Annotated in this window: 25 protein-coding genes; 4 read left to right on the forward strand and 21 right to left on the reverse strand. The window is 43.3% G+C overall.

The genetic code is table 11. From position 1 onward, the window contains the following. Positions 1-151: 151 nt before the first annotated feature. The 14 genes from ACNAZ4_RS10715 to ACNAZ4_RS10780 form a co-directional block, all read right to left on the reverse strand. A complete protein-coding gene (locus ACNAZ4_RS10715; protein ID WP_415814355.1) occupies positions 152-1,687 on the reverse strand; it encodes a SulP family inorganic anion transporter in 1,536 nt (511 codons plus the stop codon). A 122-nt stretch (positions 1,688-1,809) separates the two neighbouring features. Continuing rightward, complete coding sequence (locus ACNAZ4_RS10720; protein ID WP_415814357.1) at positions 1,810-2,115, reverse strand: DUF5658 family protein; 306 nt, start codon at positions 2,113-2,115, stop codon at positions 1,810-1,812. 122 nt (positions 2,116-2,237) lie between these two features. After that, on the reverse strand, positions 2,238-2,954 hold the full coding sequence (locus tag ACNAZ4_RS10725; protein WP_415814358.1) for an LPXTG cell wall anchor domain-containing protein: 717 nt from the start codon (positions 2,952-2,954) through the stop codon (positions 2,238-2,240). Between the two features lie 68 nt (positions 2,955-3,022). Beyond that, positions 3,023-3,643 (reverse strand): TasA family protein, encoded by a 621-nt coding sequence (locus ACNAZ4_RS10730; RefSeq protein ID WP_415814360.1) that lies wholly within the window; start codon positions 3,641-3,643, stop codon positions 3,023-3,025. Positions 3,644-3,725: 82 nt separating this feature from the next. Next, positions 3,726-4,304 (reverse strand): signal peptidase I SipW, encoded by a 579-nt coding sequence (sipW, locus tag ACNAZ4_RS10735; RefSeq protein ID WP_415814361.1) that lies wholly within the window; start codon positions 4,302-4,304, stop codon positions 3,726-3,728. A 1-nt stretch (position 4,305) separates the two neighbouring features. Continuing rightward, positions 4,306-5,169 (reverse strand): amyloid fiber anchoring/assembly protein TapA, encoded by an 864-nt coding sequence (gene tapA, locus ACNAZ4_RS10740; protein WP_415814363.1) that lies wholly within the window; start codon positions 5,167-5,169, stop codon positions 4,306-4,308. A 251-nt stretch (positions 5,170-5,420) separates the two neighbouring features. Beyond that, entirely contained in the window at positions 5,421-7,097 is a 1,677-nt protein-coding gene (locus tag ACNAZ4_RS10745) for an acyl-CoA dehydrogenase family protein (protein WP_415814364.1), read from the reverse strand. Beyond that, the gene (locus ACNAZ4_RS10750) at positions 7,094-7,459 is read right to left on the reverse strand and encodes a MerR family transcriptional regulator (RefSeq protein WP_415814365.1); all 366 of its coding nucleotides are present in this window, start codon (positions 7,457-7,459) and stop codon (positions 7,094-7,096) included. Before ACNAZ4_RS10750 ends, ACNAZ4_RS10745 begins: the two co-directional genes overlap by 4 nt. Positions 7,460-7,554: 95 nt before the next feature. Then, complete coding sequence (locus ACNAZ4_RS10755; RefSeq protein ID WP_415814366.1) at positions 7,555-8,715, reverse strand: murein hydrolase activator EnvC family protein; 1,161 nt, start codon at positions 8,713-8,715, stop codon at positions 7,555-7,557. A 135-nt stretch (positions 8,716-8,850) separates the two neighbouring features. Then, positions 8,851-9,756: an L-serine ammonia-lyase, iron-sulfur-dependent, subunit alpha gene (gene sdaAA, locus ACNAZ4_RS10760; protein WP_415814367.1), complete on the reverse strand. Its 906-nt coding sequence runs from the start codon at positions 9,754-9,756 to the stop codon at positions 8,851-8,853. Positions 9,757-9,783: 27 nt separating this feature from the next. After that, positions 9,784-10,449 carry an L-serine ammonia-lyase, iron-sulfur-dependent subunit beta gene (gene sdaAB / locus ACNAZ4_RS10765; RefSeq protein WP_415814368.1) on the reverse strand — a complete coding sequence of 222 codons (666 nt, stop codon included), beginning with the start codon at positions 10,447-10,449 and terminating at the stop codon, positions 9,784-9,786. A 143-nt stretch (positions 10,450-10,592) separates the two neighbouring features. Beyond that, positions 10,593-11,627, reverse strand: a complete 1,035-nt coding sequence (locus ACNAZ4_RS10770; protein ID WP_415814369.1) for a GGDEF domain-containing protein — start codon at positions 11,625-11,627, stop codon at positions 10,593-10,595. 240 nt (positions 11,628-11,867) lie between these two features. Then, positions 11,868-12,869 carry an anti-sigma factor gene (locus ACNAZ4_RS10775; protein WP_415814370.1) on the reverse strand — a complete coding sequence of 334 codons (1,002 nt, stop codon included), beginning with the start codon at positions 12,867-12,869 and terminating at the stop codon, positions 11,868-11,870. Then, a complete protein-coding gene (locus ACNAZ4_RS10780) occupies positions 12,850-13,395 on the reverse strand; it encodes a sigma-70 family RNA polymerase sigma factor (RefSeq protein ID WP_415814371.1) in 546 nt (181 codons plus the stop codon). The genes ACNAZ4_RS10775 and ACNAZ4_RS10780 overlap by 20 nt, the downstream gene beginning before the upstream one ends. Before the next feature lie 181 nt (positions 13,396-13,576). On the opposite strand from ACNAZ4_RS10780, the gene ACNAZ4_RS10785 reads away from it, so the two are divergent. Then, positions 13,577-13,921, forward strand: a complete 345-nt coding sequence (locus tag ACNAZ4_RS10785; protein ID WP_415814372.1) for an ASCH domain-containing protein — start codon at positions 13,577-13,579, stop codon at positions 13,919-13,921. 3 nt (positions 13,922-13,924) lie between these two features. Continuing rightward, positions 13,925-14,365 (forward strand): hypothetical protein, encoded by a 441-nt coding sequence (locus ACNAZ4_RS10790; protein ID WP_415814374.1) that lies wholly within the window; start codon positions 13,925-13,927, stop codon positions 14,363-14,365. Positions 14,366-14,844: 479 nt separating this feature from the next. On the opposite strand, the gene ACNAZ4_RS10795 is transcribed toward ACNAZ4_RS10790, so the two are convergent. The 7 genes from ACNAZ4_RS10795 to ACNAZ4_RS10825 form a co-directional block, all read right to left on the reverse strand. After that, positions 14,845-15,273, reverse strand: coding sequence for a protein-tyrosine phosphatase family protein (locus tag ACNAZ4_RS10795; protein WP_415814376.1), 429 nt, complete (start codon positions 15,271-15,273; stop codon positions 14,845-14,847). Between the two features lie 49 nt (positions 15,274-15,322). Next, positions 15,323-15,742 carry an arsenate reductase (thioredoxin) gene (gene arsC, locus ACNAZ4_RS10800; protein ID WP_415814377.1) on the reverse strand — a complete coding sequence of 140 codons (420 nt, stop codon included), beginning with the start codon at positions 15,740-15,742 and terminating at the stop codon, positions 15,323-15,325. Positions 15,743-15,760: 18 nt separating this feature from the next. Continuing rightward, positions 15,761-17,056, reverse strand: coding sequence for an arsenic transporter (locus ACNAZ4_RS10805; protein ID WP_415814378.1), 1,296 nt, complete (start codon positions 17,054-17,056; stop codon positions 15,761-15,763). A gap of 15 nt (positions 17,057-17,071) precedes the next feature. Beyond that, the gene (locus ACNAZ4_RS10810; RefSeq protein ID WP_415814491.1) at positions 17,072-17,395 is read right to left on the reverse strand and encodes an ArsR/SmtB family transcription factor; all 324 of its coding nucleotides are present in this window, start codon (positions 17,393-17,395) and stop codon (positions 17,072-17,074) included. A 219-nt stretch (positions 17,396-17,614) separates the two neighbouring features. Then, on the reverse strand, positions 17,615-17,845 hold the full coding sequence (locus ACNAZ4_RS10815) for a thioredoxin family protein (protein ID WP_415814380.1): 231 nt from the start codon (positions 17,843-17,845) through the stop codon (positions 17,615-17,617). Positions 17,846-17,866: 21 nt separating this feature from the next. Continuing rightward, entirely contained in the window at positions 17,867-18,868 is a 1,002-nt protein-coding gene (locus ACNAZ4_RS10820; protein ID WP_415814381.1) for a permease, read from the reverse strand. Further along, positions 18,869-19,231, reverse strand: a complete 363-nt coding sequence (locus tag ACNAZ4_RS10825; RefSeq protein ID WP_415814382.1) for an ArsR/SmtB family transcription factor — start codon at positions 19,229-19,231, stop codon at positions 18,869-18,871. 215 nt (positions 19,232-19,446) lie between these two features. Between ACNAZ4_RS10825 and ACNAZ4_RS10830 the strand changes: the two genes are divergently transcribed. Continuing rightward, on the forward strand, positions 19,447-19,761 hold the full coding sequence (locus ACNAZ4_RS10830; protein ID WP_415814493.1) for an ArsR/SmtB family transcription factor: 315 nt from the start codon (positions 19,447-19,449) through the stop codon (positions 19,759-19,761). An 81-nt stretch (positions 19,762-19,842) separates the two neighbouring features. After that, entirely contained in the window at positions 19,843-20,013 is a 171-nt protein-coding gene (locus tag ACNAZ4_RS10835) for a hypothetical protein (protein WP_415814383.1), read from the forward strand. Positions 20,014-20,015 lie beyond the last annotated feature (2 nt).

Here is a 20,015-nt window from a genome sequence, read left to right on the forward strand (position 1 = left end):
CCGAAGGAAAAATATATGAAATTGTTGTTGCTGTTCCATTAGTTGTGGTAATCATTTCGACTGCCTCCTTAAGTTAATACTTTCATATTGTACCTGTAAAAGAAAAAAATGGCAATATTTTTATAAAAAAATAAATAGTGCCTGATTTTACTCAGGCACCGTGAACTAATTTGTTATTGAACTTTAAAAAGGTGATTAATTCTTCCAGGGTTTCAAAATGCCCTGTTGTGCCAAATTCATGGAAAATATTCATCTTCCGCAGGATTCCGCCAAGATCAAGGTCATTGCCGACAAGATAAAGATTCTGGCCACGCTCTTTTAATTGGTCTTTAAGCTGAAGCAGAAGTAATGCTCCCGAAGCATCGACTATAGTGACTTTTTCGATATCAATCACGATATCCTCGCTGCTATCCGAACTGATCGTTTTGGTAATCAATTCTGTCGCGCCAAAATATAGTGGTCCTTCGAGCGTGTATACTTTTAAACTATTTTCGAACCTACTAGTAATCTTGAAACCTTCCTCGCTCATCCGCTTCATGAAAATCAGCGCGCTCATCACGATTCCAACGCCCACCGCTACCATAAGGTCAATGGCTACTGTTAATATCATTGTCACCAGCATGACGGCTGCATCGGTTTTTGGCTCATCCTTTAAAATTTTCAAGCTGTCATAATCAAACATCGTGATTCCTGTCATGATTAAAATCCCTGCAAGCACGGCCAGCGGAATCTCCTCTGCAAGCGGTCCAAACACTAGCATGAACAGCAACAGGGCCACACTGTGGACCATCGCTGACAGAGCAGTCTGGCCACCACTTCTTAAGTTTACCACTGATCGGACGGTAGCTCCCGCACCAGGCATCGCGCCGAACAAACCAGCAAGCGTGTTGCCGATCCCCTGGCCGATTAATTCCTTGTTGCTTTTGTGCTTTGTACCTGTCATGTTGTCCATGACGACAGAAGTTAAAAGAGAGTCAATCGAACCCAGGACTGCAATGCTTAATGCGGCAGGGATCAACTGGATCAGTGTACTAACGTCTGCTGCAGGCAAATGAAACTGCGGAAGTCCTTTTGGAATTTCTCCTATTCTAGCAACACTGTCAAAGAAGATAAAATCGTTGAGGAATGGCAATGTGAAATGAACAGCTGGTAAAGCTTTCTCCAGAAGCACCACAGCGACTGTCCCTAAAATCAACGCCATCAAGCTAGGCGGAATCGCCTTGATCCACCTCATTGAAACAAGCATGAAAATGATCGTCAAAACAACGACCAAAAAACTGCCGGTTACATACTGCAGCTGCCCCATAATAATAATGATGGCAATCCCATTCATGAAACCGCTGACCACTGGCAATGGAATGAATTTTAAATAATTGCCTGCCTTTAGTAACCCAAAGACAATTTGAAAAACCCCGCCCATGAATGCGGCAATGAACGCATACTCCAAACCTTGAGTCGCCACAATCCCTGTAAAAATGATCGTAATCGGCCCAGTCGGACCCGTAACCTGGCTCTTCGTCCCGCCAAACAAAGCAGCAAAGAAACCAGTGATGATAGCACCATACAAACCAATAATGGCACCATCAGAATTACCCGTCGCCTGCATCCCAAAAGCCAATGCCAGAGGCAGCGCAACAACCGAAACCGTAATCCCGGCCAAAAGCTCACGTTTGAGCGTTTGAAACATGTACGATACGCCTTCTTTCTTATATGTTTATAAGAAAAATTATACGCCTATCACGATGAATAATTAATATAGCTAACTATGAAAGAAATGAACTTTTGAGGAACTTTTTAAGTTAAACACTATTAAAAGATGTGGATGAGCCAGAAGGCATGCATAAAGAAGACGGCAGTGTAAGCAGCTGATGCAAAAATTGTGATGCCCTTGATAATTGAAGACTGAGGGACTACTTTAAAAAGAACAAATAATAAAAGGAAAATGGAAAGAATGACTTTGATGAGGATGAATAAGAAAGGATGTGCTTCATAGACAGCAAGTATAAACGGATTCAATTCAGAGATCAAAGAATTCTCTAAACCAATCCAAGTTACCGCAGCGTCAAATAGATTAAGTATTATTAGGTAATAGAAGAGTAATGTCAAAGGAATCACCTCAAAGAACTAGTTAGAGAACTATCCATAGTTTTCCCAAACAAAGGGCACTGTTAACATTCATTACATTAGTATCCTTGATAAACTATTAAGGCCTTGAAGTAAATAACTCCAGGCCTTAATCAGTTATCACGGCGATTTCTTCTGCGATGGAGTAAAAGCAGAAAACTTCCTCCACCCAATAAGACTCCACCAGCAAGAAGTAAATTATAATTATTAGTAGCCGTATTCGGAAGTCGATTAACATCTTTAGGTATTACAACTACATCTTTGACATCTGGCGTGTTCGGACCCTTTGGAGTTTCACCTGAAGGCTGCCCGCATCCTACCTGCGATGGATCCTCCTCACAACTCGGGGGAGTATTGGTAATTGCCTCAGCATAAAAAATAATCTCAGCCTCTGCGGCAGAACCCTGAAATTCATTCCCCAGTTCATAAGGCATCGTCACCTGAAAAAACAAATTTTCCTGTGAACCCTTTGGTAGCACACGTGGATTAAGACCTTTAAAGTCTTTTAGCTTGCCATCGAAGAGAACATTGGTATCTTTTTTGACCAAAAGCTCAAGTTCCTCGAATAGACCTTTGTAGGAATTTTTTTCACCAACCTGGGCAGTGTATTTGAAGTCTTGTTTGCCGTCGTTTTTGATGACTAGATCGCGTGGCATCCAGTCACCAGGTTTAAGATCATCTACATTAAATATGAAACCATTTTCAATTACATGTATGTTTATTTCATTTTCCTCCGCATATACAGCAATCTCATAAAAAAAGACAGTTACTATGAAAATCCCTGCAATAAAAACTGTTAATAGTTTATAAATGAAACATTGTGTTTTCATAGTACTCTAATCCCACCTTTTAATTTAACAAAAGGTGGGAGAATCCCCCACCTTTTAAGTAATAGATGTTATCTGTTAGTTCCAGCTGTTTGTTTTGCATCAAATTTCCATTCGAGTTTTAAAGTATCTCCCTGGAACTCATTTTGATCTGCATTGTTATCTACAAATTCGAACTGAACATAAAGTTCATCCTGTGTACCTGCTGCGATTCCACTCGCTTCGTCTCCCCAGCCAAACCAAGCCCAAATTTTATTCTCAACTGCATCAGGCATTTGACCTTTTAGATCAGCCAAAGTAGTGCTTACAATAATATTTTCCTCAGGTTGAATAACACCATTTTTATCTTCATTTTTCAAGAAGTTAACACGAATATGCTTACCTAAATCATCAACGTTTGCAGGTGCGCCTGTTTTGTTTACAACTGAATAGTCCGTCTTTATCAATACCTTAGAAATGTCTAATGAACCAGTATTTTTCAGCTTAAATGTACGTGACATTCTATCTCCAGGTTTAATGTTTGTTGCTGTAATAATTGTTGATGGATCAATGGACAAATCTAAAGTACCTGCTGCAAAAGTGTTGTTTGTTGTTTCCACATCATTAAAGTAAGCAAATGTGCCCCCACCAATAAGTGAAATACCCATTGCTGCTGATGCAATGCCCAGACCTAATTTCTTTTTCAAACTCATTACAATTTCCTCCTCTTACCCCATTCGGGTATGTATAATTTTATATATTGACCCTTGCTTGAAAACAAGGAGTGCAACCATGTTAAGCAGTTTTTTCTTCTGGATCATCTTTTTTCTGTTTTGGGTCAAGTTCTCTAAGTGCTTGGGATATAGAGAAACCTGCATAACCAAGAAGCAGTAATCCTGGTCCAATTAATAGTAATGCGCTTCCCTCTTTAGACTGAGCAAAATCTATGAAGTAACCTACATAAGGAATGGTGAAATCTGTATATACTGCTTTTACATTTGCTGAGAGGACTGGGTCCATATCAGCTGTTTTATTGTTATCACCTTTTGTCTCGTACATCACATTGTTTCCACTGGTTTTAACACCAATGATTCGGTGTGTTACAAGTTTATCTTCACTAGCCTGGAAGGTAATAACATCGCCTTTTTTTAGTGTTTCTTTTTCTTTGGCATCAACTGGCTTGACTGCAATAATCGATCCTGTTTTAAAAGTAGGCTCCATGGAACCCGAGAGGACAGTCTTTAACTGGTAACCAAATGCCTGAGGCTCTCCACCAGATGCTTTAGAGGAAACAACCAGAAATGCCATAAGTATTAGATTGATAAATAAGACAGCAGTAATAAGATTGCTAAATATTTTTATTGCCTTTTTCAAACTAGTTACCCTCCTTAGAACTCTGTTCATTGCTGTCAGTACTTTCAATATTTTCAGTAATGACTTCTTCTTGATTAGCAGTCTGATCTGATGTTTTTACATCTTCTTTTTGCTTTTTATCTTCTTGGATTTTGCCTTCTGCTCCCTCGTTCTGTTCCTGCGCAGGTTGCTCCTCATTTTTCTTTACACTTGATGTTTCTTTGTCAGTATTTTGGATCGGATCATTGCTTTTACTATCTTCTTCAACCTTTGATTCTTCTTGCTCTATCTGATCTCCATTCTCGACTTTCTTTTCATCATTGGCAGGTTGAGAAACCTTATTCATACTGACGATAATCTCATCACTCCATAGTTCTCCTCCACCAGGATGATCTTTATGTTGGTATGCTTTAAACTTATATTTACCACTTAATTCAGGTGTAAATGTTAACGTAAATTCTTCACCTTTTTTCAGAGCTTTAAATGAAATAGTTTCAGAAAGTTTTTGACCTTTTTTGGGATTTTCATTTTCACTATAATAAATTTCGTATTTCCCACTAGCCTTCATATCAGATCCCGTATTCTTAATAGTAGCGATTATAAATTGTCCATCAAATTTACTGTTAGTAAACTTTAATGAACTACAATCCCAATCTCCATGTGTCTTATCATCTGAACATCCACTATTCTCCTGCGTTTCCCATATTCCAGCTTTTATTGTTCCACTTACTGAATTTGAGTCACTGAAATAGGCACCCGTTTGGCCAGTTATTGTGGAAGATATCCCTATGAGTAAGTACCATACAGCCAAAAATTTTAACAAAAGAAAATGATAACCATTTTTCTTTTTAAACTTTCTTAGTCTACCGTACCGTATAGAGACCACCTCCAGTCAGTAACCGTTCGCTCAAACGTTCTTTTTAACGAACTTTATATTGTGAGTATATTGCAACATACTAGTTTTGAAAAACCCCAAATTCGGCCATTTCTTCTTAATAACGCACAAATATCGTTCGTTATCTCTTATTATCTTCCGTATTCTTAATATTTTGTAATTTAAATAGAACGATTTGTTATATATAAAGAACGGCAATCGTACAGAAAACGCCTCCTGAATAAGGAGACGCTTTTGCATGGCTATTTTACCAAGGATTTTCCTTGAGGTAAGGATTCGCTAACTATCTCATGAAAATAATTCACTGGATTTAATTGTTCACTAAATTCATATCCTGAATTCCAAGTTTCTTCTATATAGACATCCATCACCTTCTGCGCCCGTTCATCCCCACCTGCTGCATATTCTAACGCATTCACACTCTCAAAGATCTTCACCATCAATTCAGCCATCCGCTTTGAGTGAAACGTCTTATGGTCTTGAGATGCTGTTTGCAGAGACTCCAGCAACTTATGAAGCTGTGCTATTCCACCGCGCACCTGGCCGACATGCCCTCCATCCATCCCAGCAATCAGGGTCTTCATCTCCTCCAAAAACAACTCTCCAGCACCAAACTTCTCAATCAACCTCAACACCTCAAGCCCTAGAATGTTAGCTGTCCCCTCCCAAACGGTCAACACCTGAGCATCCCTCAATAACCTCGGGGTGACAAAGTCTTCGATATACCCATTCCCACCATGCATTTCGATTGCTTCATGTGCGAAGTGAACTGCTTGTTCTGCGGTTTCCTTTTTCAGTAGGGCGATGTAGAGTCGGTTCAAAACGATATCCTTTTCTGATACTCCCGGTTCATTCCTCATGACTTTCTCAAACAAAGGGAGGTACTTAAAGACGGTTCGGGTTTCGATTTCGAGTTTTACAGACATTTTAACTAGTGAGTCTTTGATCATTGGGAATTCGGCGAGCTTTTTGCCGAAAGCATCCCTCTTCAATGCATACTCCCGAGCTTCACTGTACGCTCGGCGCATGATGCCGAGTGAGGCGACGGTATTGCATACGCGGGACAGGTTCAACGCTTCCATCATGTAGTAAAAGCCTTTTGTTGGATCGCCAACTACATAAGCTTCTGCTCCTTCAAATTCGACTTCGGCTGATGGGACTGCCCTAACGCCGAGCTTATCTTTTAGCCTTCGGATTTTGATGCCGTTCAGTTTTCCGTCTTCTTTCCGCCACGGCACGGCGAACAGAGTTAGACCCTTTGTGCCGGATGGAGCTCCTTCTTTTCTTGCCAGAACCATCGCAACTCCGCACATTCCTGCGTTTGATGCGAAATATTTTTCACCGTAGAGTTTGTAGCCTTCACTTGTTTGGACTGCCTTTACCACATTCGCACCAACATCTGACCCACCCTGTCGTTCGGTTAGAAAGGTAGCCCCTTCATATAATGTTGCCTCTCCTGTTGATAAAACATGTGGCAGGAATTTTTCTTTTACCTCTGGTGATGCGTACTGGTCCAATAAATAAGCGGTGGCCATTGTCAGAGTGACAGGACAGTAAAAGCCGGCCTCTGTTTGGGACAGGAGATAACCCTGTGCGTAAGAATAGATATAATTCCCACGGCGTCCCAGTTCGGGGATATCCTTATGAACATAACCGACAATTCCTGTATTATAAGAATCCTCAACAGTTTTCCGGTAGCCATCGTTCACCCAAACTTCGGAGATATCGTCACCATAGGCATCGAACTTGATCAGCTTTGGCTGGCCTTCGCGGTCGGTGAACCTGGCGCGCTGGTCGATTTCGTTGGCGCATTTTTCTCCAAACGCAAGGAGCTCCCTGTCTGCATACTCGAAAAATTCCTCATCCAAAAGTTCCTTCAGCAATGCCCTTAACTGCGGCTCTTCTTCGTAAAAATTCATTCATTTAGCCTCCCTTTGAATTCAATCATCAGCTTTTCGATTTCTTCCTTGATTTCAACCAGTTCACAGATTCTTTCATTCACTTCTGCCAGCTTCTCTTCACCATACTCAATCGTCCGCTTCAGCTGTTTTTCACCTGTCCGGTCTTCGTCAAATAACAGGATCATCTCTTTGATTTCCTCGAGTGAAAAGCCAAACCGTTTCCCTCGGATGACTAGCTTTAACCGCGCTAGCTCGCTGCTGGAGTAGATGCGCCGGCCTCCTTCGGAACGTTCTGGGTTCAGGAGACCAAGTTCTTCATAGTAGCGGATGGTCCGGGTGGTGACGCCAAACTCCCTGGCCAAATCAGAAATACAATACATCAACAAAACCTCTTTTTTAACAGAATAATCAGTAAATAAATTATACCATTGACGTTAACGTAAAGAGCAAGCCAGATTCCCAAAGGAAACCTGGCTTATTTTTTCACATATTGCAGCGGGTCGACGCTGTTTGATTTTTGATAGTTCCACTGTCCTTCGTGGATTTCGAAGTGGAGATGCTTGCCGCGGCTGTCTCCGGTATTACCCATGTAGCCAAGCATTTCCCCTTTCTTGATGCTCTGTCCGGTTGTGACTGTGCTTTTTTCCAGGTGGGCGTATAGTGTCGTGAAGGTCCTTCCTTCGATCTTATGGGTAATCAGGACACAGTTTCCGTAAGTAGCAGAATAGTATGAGCGGATGACAGTCCCAGAGGCAGCGGCGACAACGATCGAATCCGGAGACTCATCGGCTATGTCAATCCCGGCATGGAGCCTTCCCCATCTTGGACCGTACCCGGAAGTCAGCTCGCCTCTGGCAGGCATGATGAAACCAACCTCAGGTTGAGCACTGCTAAACTCCACTCTCTGTTTTTCTTTTAAAATCGCAATCTCCTGGGAGGCAAGGTTGACATAGACTTCATACATGTCCATCAATTCCGATTCGTATTCTTGTTTCTCCTTCTGGAGGGAATCAAGCAAACTCTGTTTTTCTTCAGCCTTTTTTTGCAATTCAGCTTCGAGAGACTGCAATTCCTGATGGTCTTTTTCCATTAAAACAATTTTCCGTTCCAGCTCTGATTCCTGAATTTTCTTCAACTCAAGATCTGCCTGATGCTTTTCCATTAAATCTTTATCTGCTTTAATGAAGGTTCTGACGGCAACTGCGGCATCAAATAATTGTGAAAGATTTTTCGAGTCGAATATTATATCCACATACATGCCCAATCCGTTATTGGTCTGCATCGTCCGCAGCCGCTCTTTGATTAATTGCTCTCGATGCTGTAAGGTGTTGGCCAGCTTGTCGATTTCATTTCTCAAATCCGCTGCCGTTCTCTCTGACTCAATCATGATGCTTTGCAGGTCCCGGATTTCCTGATTCAACTCCGACATCTCGTCATCCAATGCCTTTAATTCCGAAAGATATTTTTGCTCCGCTGCATCCATTGATTTTATTTGCTCTTCTTTTTCGGTGAAATCCTGCTTCAGGTCAAGACGCTTCTGGCGAATTTCGGGAAGACCTTCCGTTGTTTCAGCGTAGACTGCACTCATTCCAGCCAGTCCTATCGCCACTGCGAGAAATACACTGCGTTTTAACACCCTTTCCCTCCGTTATACAAGTCTGCATGACTGATTATATGTATTCTTTCTACCAGTATATAGCAGAGAAGCTGCTAAATCTGTCGACTTTTCGGTTCATGTAAAAGTAAAAAACCACCCTCGATTGAGAGTGGCTTACTTCTGAATCAAATAATCTACAAGCTTCTCCTTTGGCTTCCCAAAGATTTCTTCCTCTAAACGCTTGCCTGTAGGTGTTGCGGCAAGTCCGCCTTCTGCTGTTTCCCTCAGTGCAGATGGCATTGTCTGGCCGATGGCGTACATCGCGCCGATGACTTCGTCGCATGGGATTCGGCTTGTTATGCCGGCAAGTGCCATGTCGGCAGCTGTGATGGCGTTCGAAGCACCCATTGCGTTTCTTTTTACACATGGAACTTCGACTAGCCCTGCAACAGGGTCACAGACCAAACCAAGCATATTTTTCATCGTGATCGCAAATGCTTCAGATGACTGCTGTGGTGTTCCGCCTGCCATTTCGACGATTGCCGCCGCGGCCATACTTGCAGCTGAGCCTACTTCTGCCTGGCATCCGCCCGCAGCTCCGGAGATCGACGCATTGTTGGCAACGACAAAACCGAATGCAGCTGTCGTGAACAGATACTCAATCATCTCCATGCGTGTCGGATTCAATTTTTCCTTTACGGCAAAAAGTGTCCCCGGCACGACGCCTGCTGAACCTGCAGTCGGTGTCGCGCAGATTATGCCCATTGCGGCGTTCACTTCATTTGTGGCAACCGCCTTGCTGACGGCATCCAATAATAGATTGCCAGCCAGCGATTTTCCGCTGTCGATGTATTTTTGCAACAAGACTGCGTCCCCTCCGGTCAAACCGGTCTGGGATTTAACGCCGTTCAAGCCTCTTTCCACAGCGCGTTCCATGACCTGCAGGTTATTGTCCATCTGGGCAATGATTTCCTCGCGGGTACGGCCTGAAACTTCTATTTCCTGCCGAATCATGATTTCGGCGATCTTCACGTTATTTTTTTCAGCTAATTCAACAAGCTCCGCAACATTACGAAACATGGCTTGCCCTCCTGATGTTCCTCATATTTAGTCAACGAGACGGATGACCTGGTCAACGCCATCAAGGGCAGTTAACTCTGCATAAACTCCGTCTTCGAGTTTGTGATCCATTTCGATGACCATGACGGCGATGTCTCCCTTGTCTTTGCGGGAAACTTCCATATGGCCGATATTAATCTGATGCTTTGATAAAACGGTCGTCACGGCTGAAATCAGACCGAATCTGTCATGATGGACGACGAGGATGGCCGGATTGCCATCGGAAAGCTTCAATTTGAACGAGTTGATTTCGGTAATCTCGATTGTACCGCCGCCGATGGAAATCCCGATAATTTCTAGCTCCTTGCCCTGTCCATCGTATAAATTTATTTTCACCGTATTCGGATGCTCTGTGACCGCATCTTCGGTAATGAATTCCACTTCGATCCCGGATTGCTCCGCTATTTTCAAAGCGTCGGGAATCCGTTCGTCAAATGTATCAAAGTCCATGATTCCCGCAACGAGTGCCCGGTCAGTACCATGGCCTTTATAAGTTTTAGCAAAAGAACCGTAAAGCGAGATGACAGCCTTTGTCGGCTGCTTCTCGAACAATGTGCGCGCCACGCGGCCAATCCTTGCAGCGCCGGCTGTATGCGAACTCGATGGCCCGATCATCACCGGACCTATAATATCAAATGCAGAACGATACTTCATGGTGATCTGCTCCTTTTACCAATCTATTGAAAGCGATTTCATATAATAATATTTTTAAAGAATCCTAGCCATAGTTATCTTACCACATTATCTATATAGTTAAATCATTTATTGTTGGAAATTTAAAAACCACCCCAAATTAATCAGGATGGTTCCTTCACGCTGACTTTATTTCTGCCGCTGTTTTTCGATGCATACAATGCTTCATCGGCACGATTTAGCAATGATTCAATATTATCGTCAGACTGATAATCGGTCACTCCGAAGCTCGCAGTCAGGCTGCCTGCTCCTTTAAAGCAATGGTTCTCTACGATTTTGCGGAAATGCTCGGCTTTTTCATATGCTTGTCCGCCGGTATCATTGATAATCAGCATGAATTCCTCTCCGCCCCAGCGGCCGAAAAGGTCTCCGTCTGTTAAATTGCCAGAAACAATGGCTGATAATTCCTTGAGCACACAGTCGCCGATTTTATGTCCGAACTCATCATTAACCTTTTTAAAATGGTCAATATCGAAAAAGATGATCGAAAATGGCTTCTCATCCTCCTCTGCTGCTGCGAGCTTTACCTCAAGCCAGGCATCAATCTGATGGCGGTTGGCAATGCGGGTCAGGGAATCGATATAAGCGTGCTTTTTAAAGAAATCCCTTTCTGTAAAAGCACGGAACATATTTTGCGCATAAAAAAGCACGAGAATATAGACGATGTTCGCTGCATGGAATTGAGTCAGGGAATCGATTGGTTCTGATGTCATTTGTCCACTGTGGACCACCGCGATTGTTACGGTGATCAGGAAGATGAAAATCGAGTAATACAATCCTTTTTTTGTTCCCAACACAAGGAAGAATAACATGATGATCAGCGGCATCCATACGATGAAATCACCGAGCGAGCCGCTTGTTGTCGCCAGATCGTTGTGGACAACGTCATACAAGGTAAAGACATGATATAGGCTGACTAATAATAAGTTGGAATATTCTCCAAACCGGATTCCCCGATTGATAAATGCCAGGACCCAGCTAACAGAAAACCAAAAAATAAGTGTGAAGTTTATGATCATATCAAATTGGCTCTGATTATTCAGGAAGCTATTTATGACAAGGGCAACCGTGATGATCGGCAGCATCCACATGTAGACACTTCGTTTAAGCTCATCAATACTATCAAAGTTAGTGAACATCTTTCTCATCTCCCCAGCCGCCAGACATCGATAACGATCCAGCAGGCTATGCCTGATTCAGAACTACAGGCTCAAGCTTTCCCCTCGAAAGTATTTATTTTGTTTAAGGCGATTACAGCAAGAAAAGCTGTTCTCCCTCTACTTCCATTGTACTAGAAAACACTATTTTAGTATATTTCCAAATGCAAAAGAAGGAGCAAAAGTCCTAAAAAAGACCTTTGCTCCTTCATAAATTTCATTTTATTCCTCTGTCCAATTCCAGTACGTCATATCCCCTAGGCTAGCACCCTGAATTTGCTCGTTTTCCTTCAGTTTGAGCAGTTCTTTTACCGGTCCGGTCACGACTGCGCCGTAAACCTGGAAGCCCTCTTTCATCAAGTAATTGTACCGCTCCTCTAAATGGGTAAGGCCAAGGAAATTCTCCCGATAGCTGGTCGATTCATCTTCCAGCAGGTTTTTCATTTGTCTCAGCATTAGCTTTTTATTTTCCTCAGTGAATTTCTTGTCCAGGCTTAATTTGCTCTGTGAATTGAATCCGTCATTGGCTTCACGTCCACCTGTGAAACCAAAAGGTGCGACTGACAAGGAATCACTGCTGCCCCACCAGCTTTCTTCATAATCCTTCAGCTCCCCTGTATACAATGGCATCCAAAGAACATCGAGGTCATAGGGTTCCAGGAATTCCATCATTTCTTCTGGGGTCATATACTCTTTTGTTGAAAAAGAAAGCTCGGCAACCGTGCCTTCATGGACTTTCTCAAGCTTGGTCCAGACCGCTGGATCCTCATTCGCTTCAAGTTTGTTCCCGGTCTTCGGATGCTCCGGCAGGTAAAAATGGTATTCACTTTCGGTTTTCGGTTTGAGGAATTCCGTCGTATTCGTTGAATACATCGGGATCAGCCGTTTGGCCATCTTATTCGTGCCCACCAGTTCCGGCTCCTTTCCGACCATCTTGAAGACTGGATAGGAAATCTTTTGCGTAAAGAAAGGGGTGATTTCGGCTGATTCAATGGTGCCAAACTCCTCCTGCATATTCGGCTGCGTCCAATCCATCGCCACCCTGCTGTAAAAAATATGTTTTTTGTCTAGCCCCAGGGCGTCATAGCTGATTGAAACAATCAACATATACAGCCAGAAGAAAAACAGCGTGGCCAGGATGACCTTAATGACCTTCACCGTCAATGCAAATCGATATTTAAAAAGTATTTTCTTTTCCTTGTCCTTAGTCCATTCCATGTTCATCGTCCTTCCATCCTTGTTTTTCCGCCATTTGCGCGAGCCTTTTCCGTGCCCTGTGCAGTGTCACCTTTACCTGGTTCTCCGACAGGTCGAGCGCTTCCTGTATTTCCTGGTAACTGAACATTTCGACCTCGCGCAAATAGAGGATCGACCGGTACTGTTCCGGCAAAAAAGTCATCAGCTGCTGCAGGTCATCGGAGGTCTCCGCCTTTATCGCCTCATCCTCCGGCAGCCCATAAGGACTTGCCATCTCAACCTTCGCAAACAAATAGTCGGCAAATGGCACCCATTTCCTTCGCTGCCGCTTACGCCATTCATCCAGGTAAGCATTACGCGCCACTTTGAACAGCCAGGCCCTGACATCCTCATTTTCGTAAAAAGAAAGCGAAATCGTTGCCCGGACAAATGTTTCCTGGGTCAAATCCTCGGCAAGCTGCGGCGACCCTGAAAGCTTCAGCAAAAAATAATACAGGGGCTTCGTGTACTTCCTATACAAATCTTCGAGTTCATTCCTTCTGCTTTCGTCCATACAACTGCCCCTTATTTTTAAAATCTCGCTACTAAAACGATGAACCATGTAAAATGTTACACTCTATTTCCGATATTTTGGGAAAAACTTTTAAAAACACTATTTTCAGGTTATATGGCTTGGCTTTCTTTTTTACAAATATGGTACATTAGATAGGAACATATGGAAGGGAGTTTTTTAAATGACAGAACAAAACAATGCTTTGCCGCCAAAAACATGTGAGATCGAGCGTCTGGTCACTATGGAAGACGACATTAATAAAGTACTGGAAGGCACGAAAACAGCGACACGCCGTAACGGTCGTTATGCCGATGTAGGCGAAGTGATGGAGTTAAAGGGAAAGAAATTTGTCGTGGACAATGTCTACTCTCAATCACTTGGAGAATTGACAGATGCCGATGCCGAGCGCGAAGGCTTTGAAAATGTAGATGAGTACAAGCAGTCGATCCTTTCTTATCACCCGGGAATGCCATGGCTTCCGCAAATGCGCGTCTGGGTGCATGAATTCAGCCCTGTCGAAGAATAAGCAATGGATTTATTGTACCGAATCATCATTTATCTTCACGTCGCAAGCGTGATTGCTTCGATTGGCCCATTTTTTATTTTGATGCCAATCGTAAAAAAACTGCCTGATGCTGTGGGGAGAGAACTGGAATCCCACTTGGCTTTGCTGAAGTCAGTCGTGCGGCTGTCCAAGCATGCCGGCCATGTGCTGATTGGATCAGGGGTTCTGCTCGTCATCCTCGGCCCATGGACATGGAAAACACCGTGGATTGTCGGAACTCTGGCGCTGCTGTTTGCCTCCCTGTTTTTCCTGGCACGGGCATTCTCGCCAACACTTCGGAAATTTGCCGAAGAAGGAGCGGACAAGCAGGAATTAGCCGCGAAATTGAAGCGCACCATCTGGACGTACATTATTCTTTTGATGTCGATGCTCTGGTTCATGGTCGTGAAACCGAATTTGTGGTGAATAAGTGGAAGCCCGGGCTGCGTGCCCGGGCTTTTTTTAGCGAAATGAACGACTTGGTCGAATTAATTCAAAATGTGGTCGAATAAATCGGAAATGTGGTCGAAATAATTTGAAATCCGCCAAAAAATCTAGAAATGTGGTCGATAAATTTTAATTTTCGCCAAATAAACTTTATGCTAAGCGATTTTCAATAAGAAATGAAAAACAGCCACCAATTTTCTGCGGCTGTCAGCAAAAATTCTTATTTGTCAGTACAAAATCACCTTTTACATAATCAATTGTCACCGTTTTTGCTTCATATTCGATTGAAGGGTCCACTGCGACCTTGATTCCATCGACGAGCATAATCTCATCATCTTCATCCGGCTCATCCAGAGCCAGTCCAATTCTGGAGCTCCTTCAGCTGATGCCGCCAAAGTAAAGTCGAATGCAAGACACCTGTTTCTTCCTTAATTGCTCACGTGCTTTGTCCGTTATCTTCATTTTTTCTCAGGGAAGATTCTTTCTAGGGATGTGATCAATTGGGAATTAAGATTCAGGACTTCGCGGACTTCTCGTGCCTTCGACTTCGCTTCCTCGATGCTGTCTGCTTGATTCAGCTTAAGCAAAGTACCTGCCGCCAGCGTGCCTGTCCGTGTTCTGCCAGTTGAGCAATGGAAGTAAATGTTTTTCCCGGACTCGTATGCAGTCGCAACCTCATCCAACGCCTTTACAACCGACTCATCCTGCTGTGAGTCATTATCATACATTGGCAAATGGGTGCGTGGATAATCGTAATTACCTTCCTTATTTTCCGCACGCAAATCATACACCATATCGATTTTTTCATTCTCCAGCAGTTCCGGGATTGCATCTGCCCCGCCAATAAAAATCCGCCCTGGGACTAGCGCTTGATAATTTTTGTTCATTCACATTTCCTCCTTTGAAAAAGGCCAGGAGTTTCCCCCTGGCTTCATTTTATTTCCCTGTCTCAGCAAACGTCTTGATGCGGTCGCCGATCTGGTCACGCACGCTCTGGAACACAGCCCACTTTTCTTCTTCCGTTCCTTCCGCTTTGGCAGGATCATCAAAACCCCAGTGTTCGCGTTTTACATGTGGAGGTGTCACCGGGCAATGCTCATCTGCATGGCCGCATAGTGTAACCACTAGGTCAGAGTTGTTCAAGATTTCTGGGTCAATCACATCAGAAGTGTGACCTTTAATATCAATGCCAATCTCATGCATGGCGTTAATGGCATTTGGGTTCAAGCCGTGCGCTTCAAGCCCCGCACTCTTAACTTCCCACTCGTCACCAAGATATTTTTTTGCCCAGCCTTCAGCCATCTGGCTTCTGCAAGAGTTTCCTGTACATAAAAAGTAGATTGTTTTTTTAGCCATAGTAGATTCGCTCCCTTGTTAGATAATTAGCAACCAAATATATAGACCTACCAATGTAATGAACAAAGTAGGAATGGTTAAGATAATTCCCGTTTTAAAATAAGTGCCCCAAGAAATTTTGACGCCTTTCAATGAAAGGACGTGCAGCCACAATAGTGTCGCCAATGAGCCAATCGGAGTGATTTTCGGTCCTAAATCGGATCCGATGACATTCGCATAAATCAGCGCTTCACGGACAACACCTGTTGTGTTAGTATCTGCAATCGCCAGCGCATCAATCATGACAGTTGGCATATTGTTCATGACTGAAGAAAGAATCGCAGCGATGAAGCCCATGCCAATCGTGGCAACAAACAAGCCCTGGTCAGCCGCTGCCTGAATGACATCCGCAAGAATGTTCGTTAAACCAGCGTTACGCAGTCCATAAACGACTACATACATTCCAATCGAGAAGAACACAATTGCCCACGGCGCCCCTTTTACAACCGTAGCCGTGTGGACAGCTGGACTCCTTCTCGCCATCATCAAGAAGAAAATCGCAACAACCCCGGCAATGAAGGAAACAGGGATGTTCAGGAATTCACTCGCAAAATAACCAACGAGCAGGACTCCCAACACAATCCACGATAAGCGGAACATCTTCTGATCCTTGATCGCCTCGGCCGGCTTTTTCAAATGTGACATCTCGTAGTTCTTCGGGATGCTTTTTCGGAAAAATAAATACAACACCAAAATACTGGCACCCAATGAGAAGATGTTCGGCACGATCATGCGTGATGCATATTCGACGAACCCAATATTGAAGTAGTCAGCAGAAACGATATTCACCAGGTTGCTGACGATCAGCGGCAATGATGTCGTGTCGGCTATGAACCCGCTTGCCATGATGAATGGGAATACCATTTTTTCTTCGAATTTCAGGTTTCGGACCATGGCCAGGACAATCGGGGTTAAAATCAATGCCGCCCCGTCATTAGCAAATAACGCGGCCACACCTGCACCAAGCAAGGTAACGTAGACAAACATCCTGACGCCGTTTCCTTTTGCAGTCCGCGCCATATGTAAAGCCGCCCATTCGAAAAATCCTATTTCATCCAATATAAGTGAAATAATAATCAGTGCAATAAATGTAAGTGTTGCATTCCAGACGATTCCGGTTACGTCGATTACGTCCTGGAAAGTAACAACACCAAATAATAAAGCGATTAACGCCCCACCGATAGCAGACCAGCCGATGCTCAGCCCCTTAGGCTGCCAGATCACCAATGTCAGCGTCACTAGGAAAATCAGTGAAGCAATGATTGCTGTGGACAATTTTCATACCCTCCGTTATTCGCAGGAAATCCGTTTTCCCTGCTTTTCAAGTTCTGTTAATTTTTCTTCCTGGCTTGGCAGTGCATCCAAGAGCATTTGAACAAATTCGAAATGTTCATATTGCCGGTTCAGTGAATAAAATACCCACTGCCCCCTCCTGCTTTCTTTTACCAGACCCGCGTCCTTCAGCTTACGGATATGCTGGCTGATCGCCGGCTGGCTGGCTTCAAAAATCGCCACAAACTCACAGACACAGCAATCCTGGTCAGCCAGAATCCCCATCATCGTCAAACGCGTTTTGTCACCAAGCAGCTTCAAAATCGCCGCAGCCTGATTCATTTCGATACTTTGCTTACTCAATTACTCTCCACCTCCAATTACCGTATTATCATATAATGATTTGCTTATATGGTCAATATTGTTTCATATAAGAAAATATTAAGGTTTTGTAAAGGTCTCTATTACCGTTATTTTAGTCCAATGCAGCGAATCCTATTTAACTCCATATAAAAACGCTTTGGGTATACCCAAAGCGTTTTACACAATTCATCGATCTGCCTAAGCAAGCATAGCTTTTACTTCATTCACAGAAAGAAGTTTGCCTGTGGAAACCAATTTTTCATCAATGACCAAGGCTGGAGTGCTCATGACTTTGTATTTCATGATTTCCCTGATGTCTTCCACCTTTTCTACCTGCGCGTCAAGCTGCAACTCTTCGACAGCCACACGAGTATTCTTTTCAAGCTCCTGGCATTTTTTACAGCCTGTTCCTAAAACTTTAATGTTCATTGTTCAATTCCTCCTCAAAAATTATAGAATGGCGTTAAAACCATAGCCAATAATGATGATGCCCGAAGCAACAACACCAACAAATACAGCAATCAGCTTCGGCTTGATTACCTTCCTGAGCAGAATCATTTCTGGAAATGACAGGGCAGTGATGGCCATCATAAAGGCCAGCGCCGTTCCGGCACCTACACCTTTGTTCAATAATGCTTCAACAATTGGCAAAGACCCGACAGCGTTCGAATATAACGGTACACCTAAAATCGTCGCAATCGGCACCGCAAAGAAATTCCCTTCCCCCGCATATTTGACAAGCAGTTCCTGCGGGGCATATCCGTGTATGAACGCGCCAATGCCAATGCCAATCAAAAGATACAGCCAAATCTTCTGCATTGTCTCCACAACATTCCGGGCTGCGAAAGTGGTTCTTTCTACAAGCTCCTCCCGGGTAAATAGAGCGTTTATTTTTTCGGCAAACGATTCAGAACCTTCTTCAGGCTCCATGATACGTTCCTGCCCAGCAGCGATTTCATAGATATATGGCTCAACATGCTTTTCCATTTTCAGCTTGCCGATGATGGTACCCGCTACAATCGCCAAAATCATTCCGGCAAGAACATAGCTCAATGCTACTTTCCAGCCAAAAATAGAAAATAGCATGACTAACGAGATTTCATTGACGATCGGTGATGAAATCAGGAACGTAAATGTGATACCTAACGGGATACCGGCTTCAACAAAGCCAATAAATAACGGCACGGTCGAGCAAGAGCAGAATGGTGACAGGACACCCAGGACGGCTGCCATGACACTTGCAGCTCCCTTCCTTCTGCCTTCAAGCCATTCTTTGACTTTTTCGGGCGGGAAAAAGCTCCTGATGAAAGAGATCACAAAAATCATGATTGCCAGCAGGAACAAAATTTTTGTCGTGTCGTAAATGAAAAAATGCAATGCTCCCCCAATTCTGGAGGACAGCTCCATGTTCAAAACATCGACGACAAGCCAATTGGCCATTTCATAAAACATTTAGATCGCCTTCTTTATATATGGAATCAGCGGTGCCAGCCTGTCTTTATCCAGACTGAAGACAGTGAATTTGCCTTCTTTTCTTGATTTGATGAGCCTGCCCTTTTCCATGATCTTCAAATGGTGGCTGACCGTCGAAGCGGCACCTGACAGCCCATCGACAATTTCACACATGCATAGGTCATCGAACCATAATAAGGCAATGATCTTAAGCCGTGTTTCATCTCCAAGTGACTTGAAAAATGCCGCCGTGCTTTCAAGCTCTTCTGAAGCATTCACTACTGGGAATTCTTTCTCGGCTTCTGAAATGATTCCTTGCATGGATTCTGACGATTTAATTTCCCATCCTGTTCTGCAACTCATTCACTGCACCTCCTATTTGTATTATATAACTATTTTTCTAGTTTTATAGTTTTGTTTATGACATTTTTTTGACTCACGAATTATAAATCAAAAAATTTTGATTTAACGGTTGCAAAATGGTTTTAAAGGAAATATAATACAATACATCAAGAGATTTTGATTAAGGAGAGCTGACAGTGGAAAATTTCATTCCTTTAACAGACCTGACAACTGACATTAAAGCACCTAAGGAACCGCCGCTACAAAGCACCTTCGAAAAATATGAAAAGAAATTCAAAGCCCTTGCCGACCAAAAACGCCTGCACATCCTCAATCTTCTTTGCCAGCAAGACTCCAGCTGCGTTTGCGACCTAAGTGAACTGATTGACATGCCGCAATCAAAATTATCGTATCATTTAAAAATTTTGCTTGATGCCAATCTGATCCAAAAAGAGACAAAGGGAACCTGGAGCTACTACACCGTAAACACGAAAGAAATCAATCACTTATTATCTCCAGAGCTTTGCTGCCTTTTCAGACCTAGCTGTTGATAGTTAGGTTTACTTTTCAAAGGATAAATCAATTTTTTTTGATAAATAAATCAATATATTTTGATTAAGGGGAGGATATACATGTTTTATCACGATTATCAAGCTCTGGCACAGTTAAAACAGCGAGAAGTTGAAAAGAAAGCCAGCAACGCGTGGAAGTTCTTTGAACAGCCTGAAACGAAGCATTTCCCATTGTTCTCACGGAAACAAAAACAGCAGCCAACATGCTGCCCAGTACCAGCTAATTGCTAAAG

Source organism: Mesobacillus thioparans, from assembly GCF_965138835.1.
In the GTDB taxonomy this organism is placed as follows: domain Bacteria; phylum Bacillota; class Bacilli; order Bacillales; family Cytobacillaceae; genus Mesobacillus; species Mesobacillus thioparans.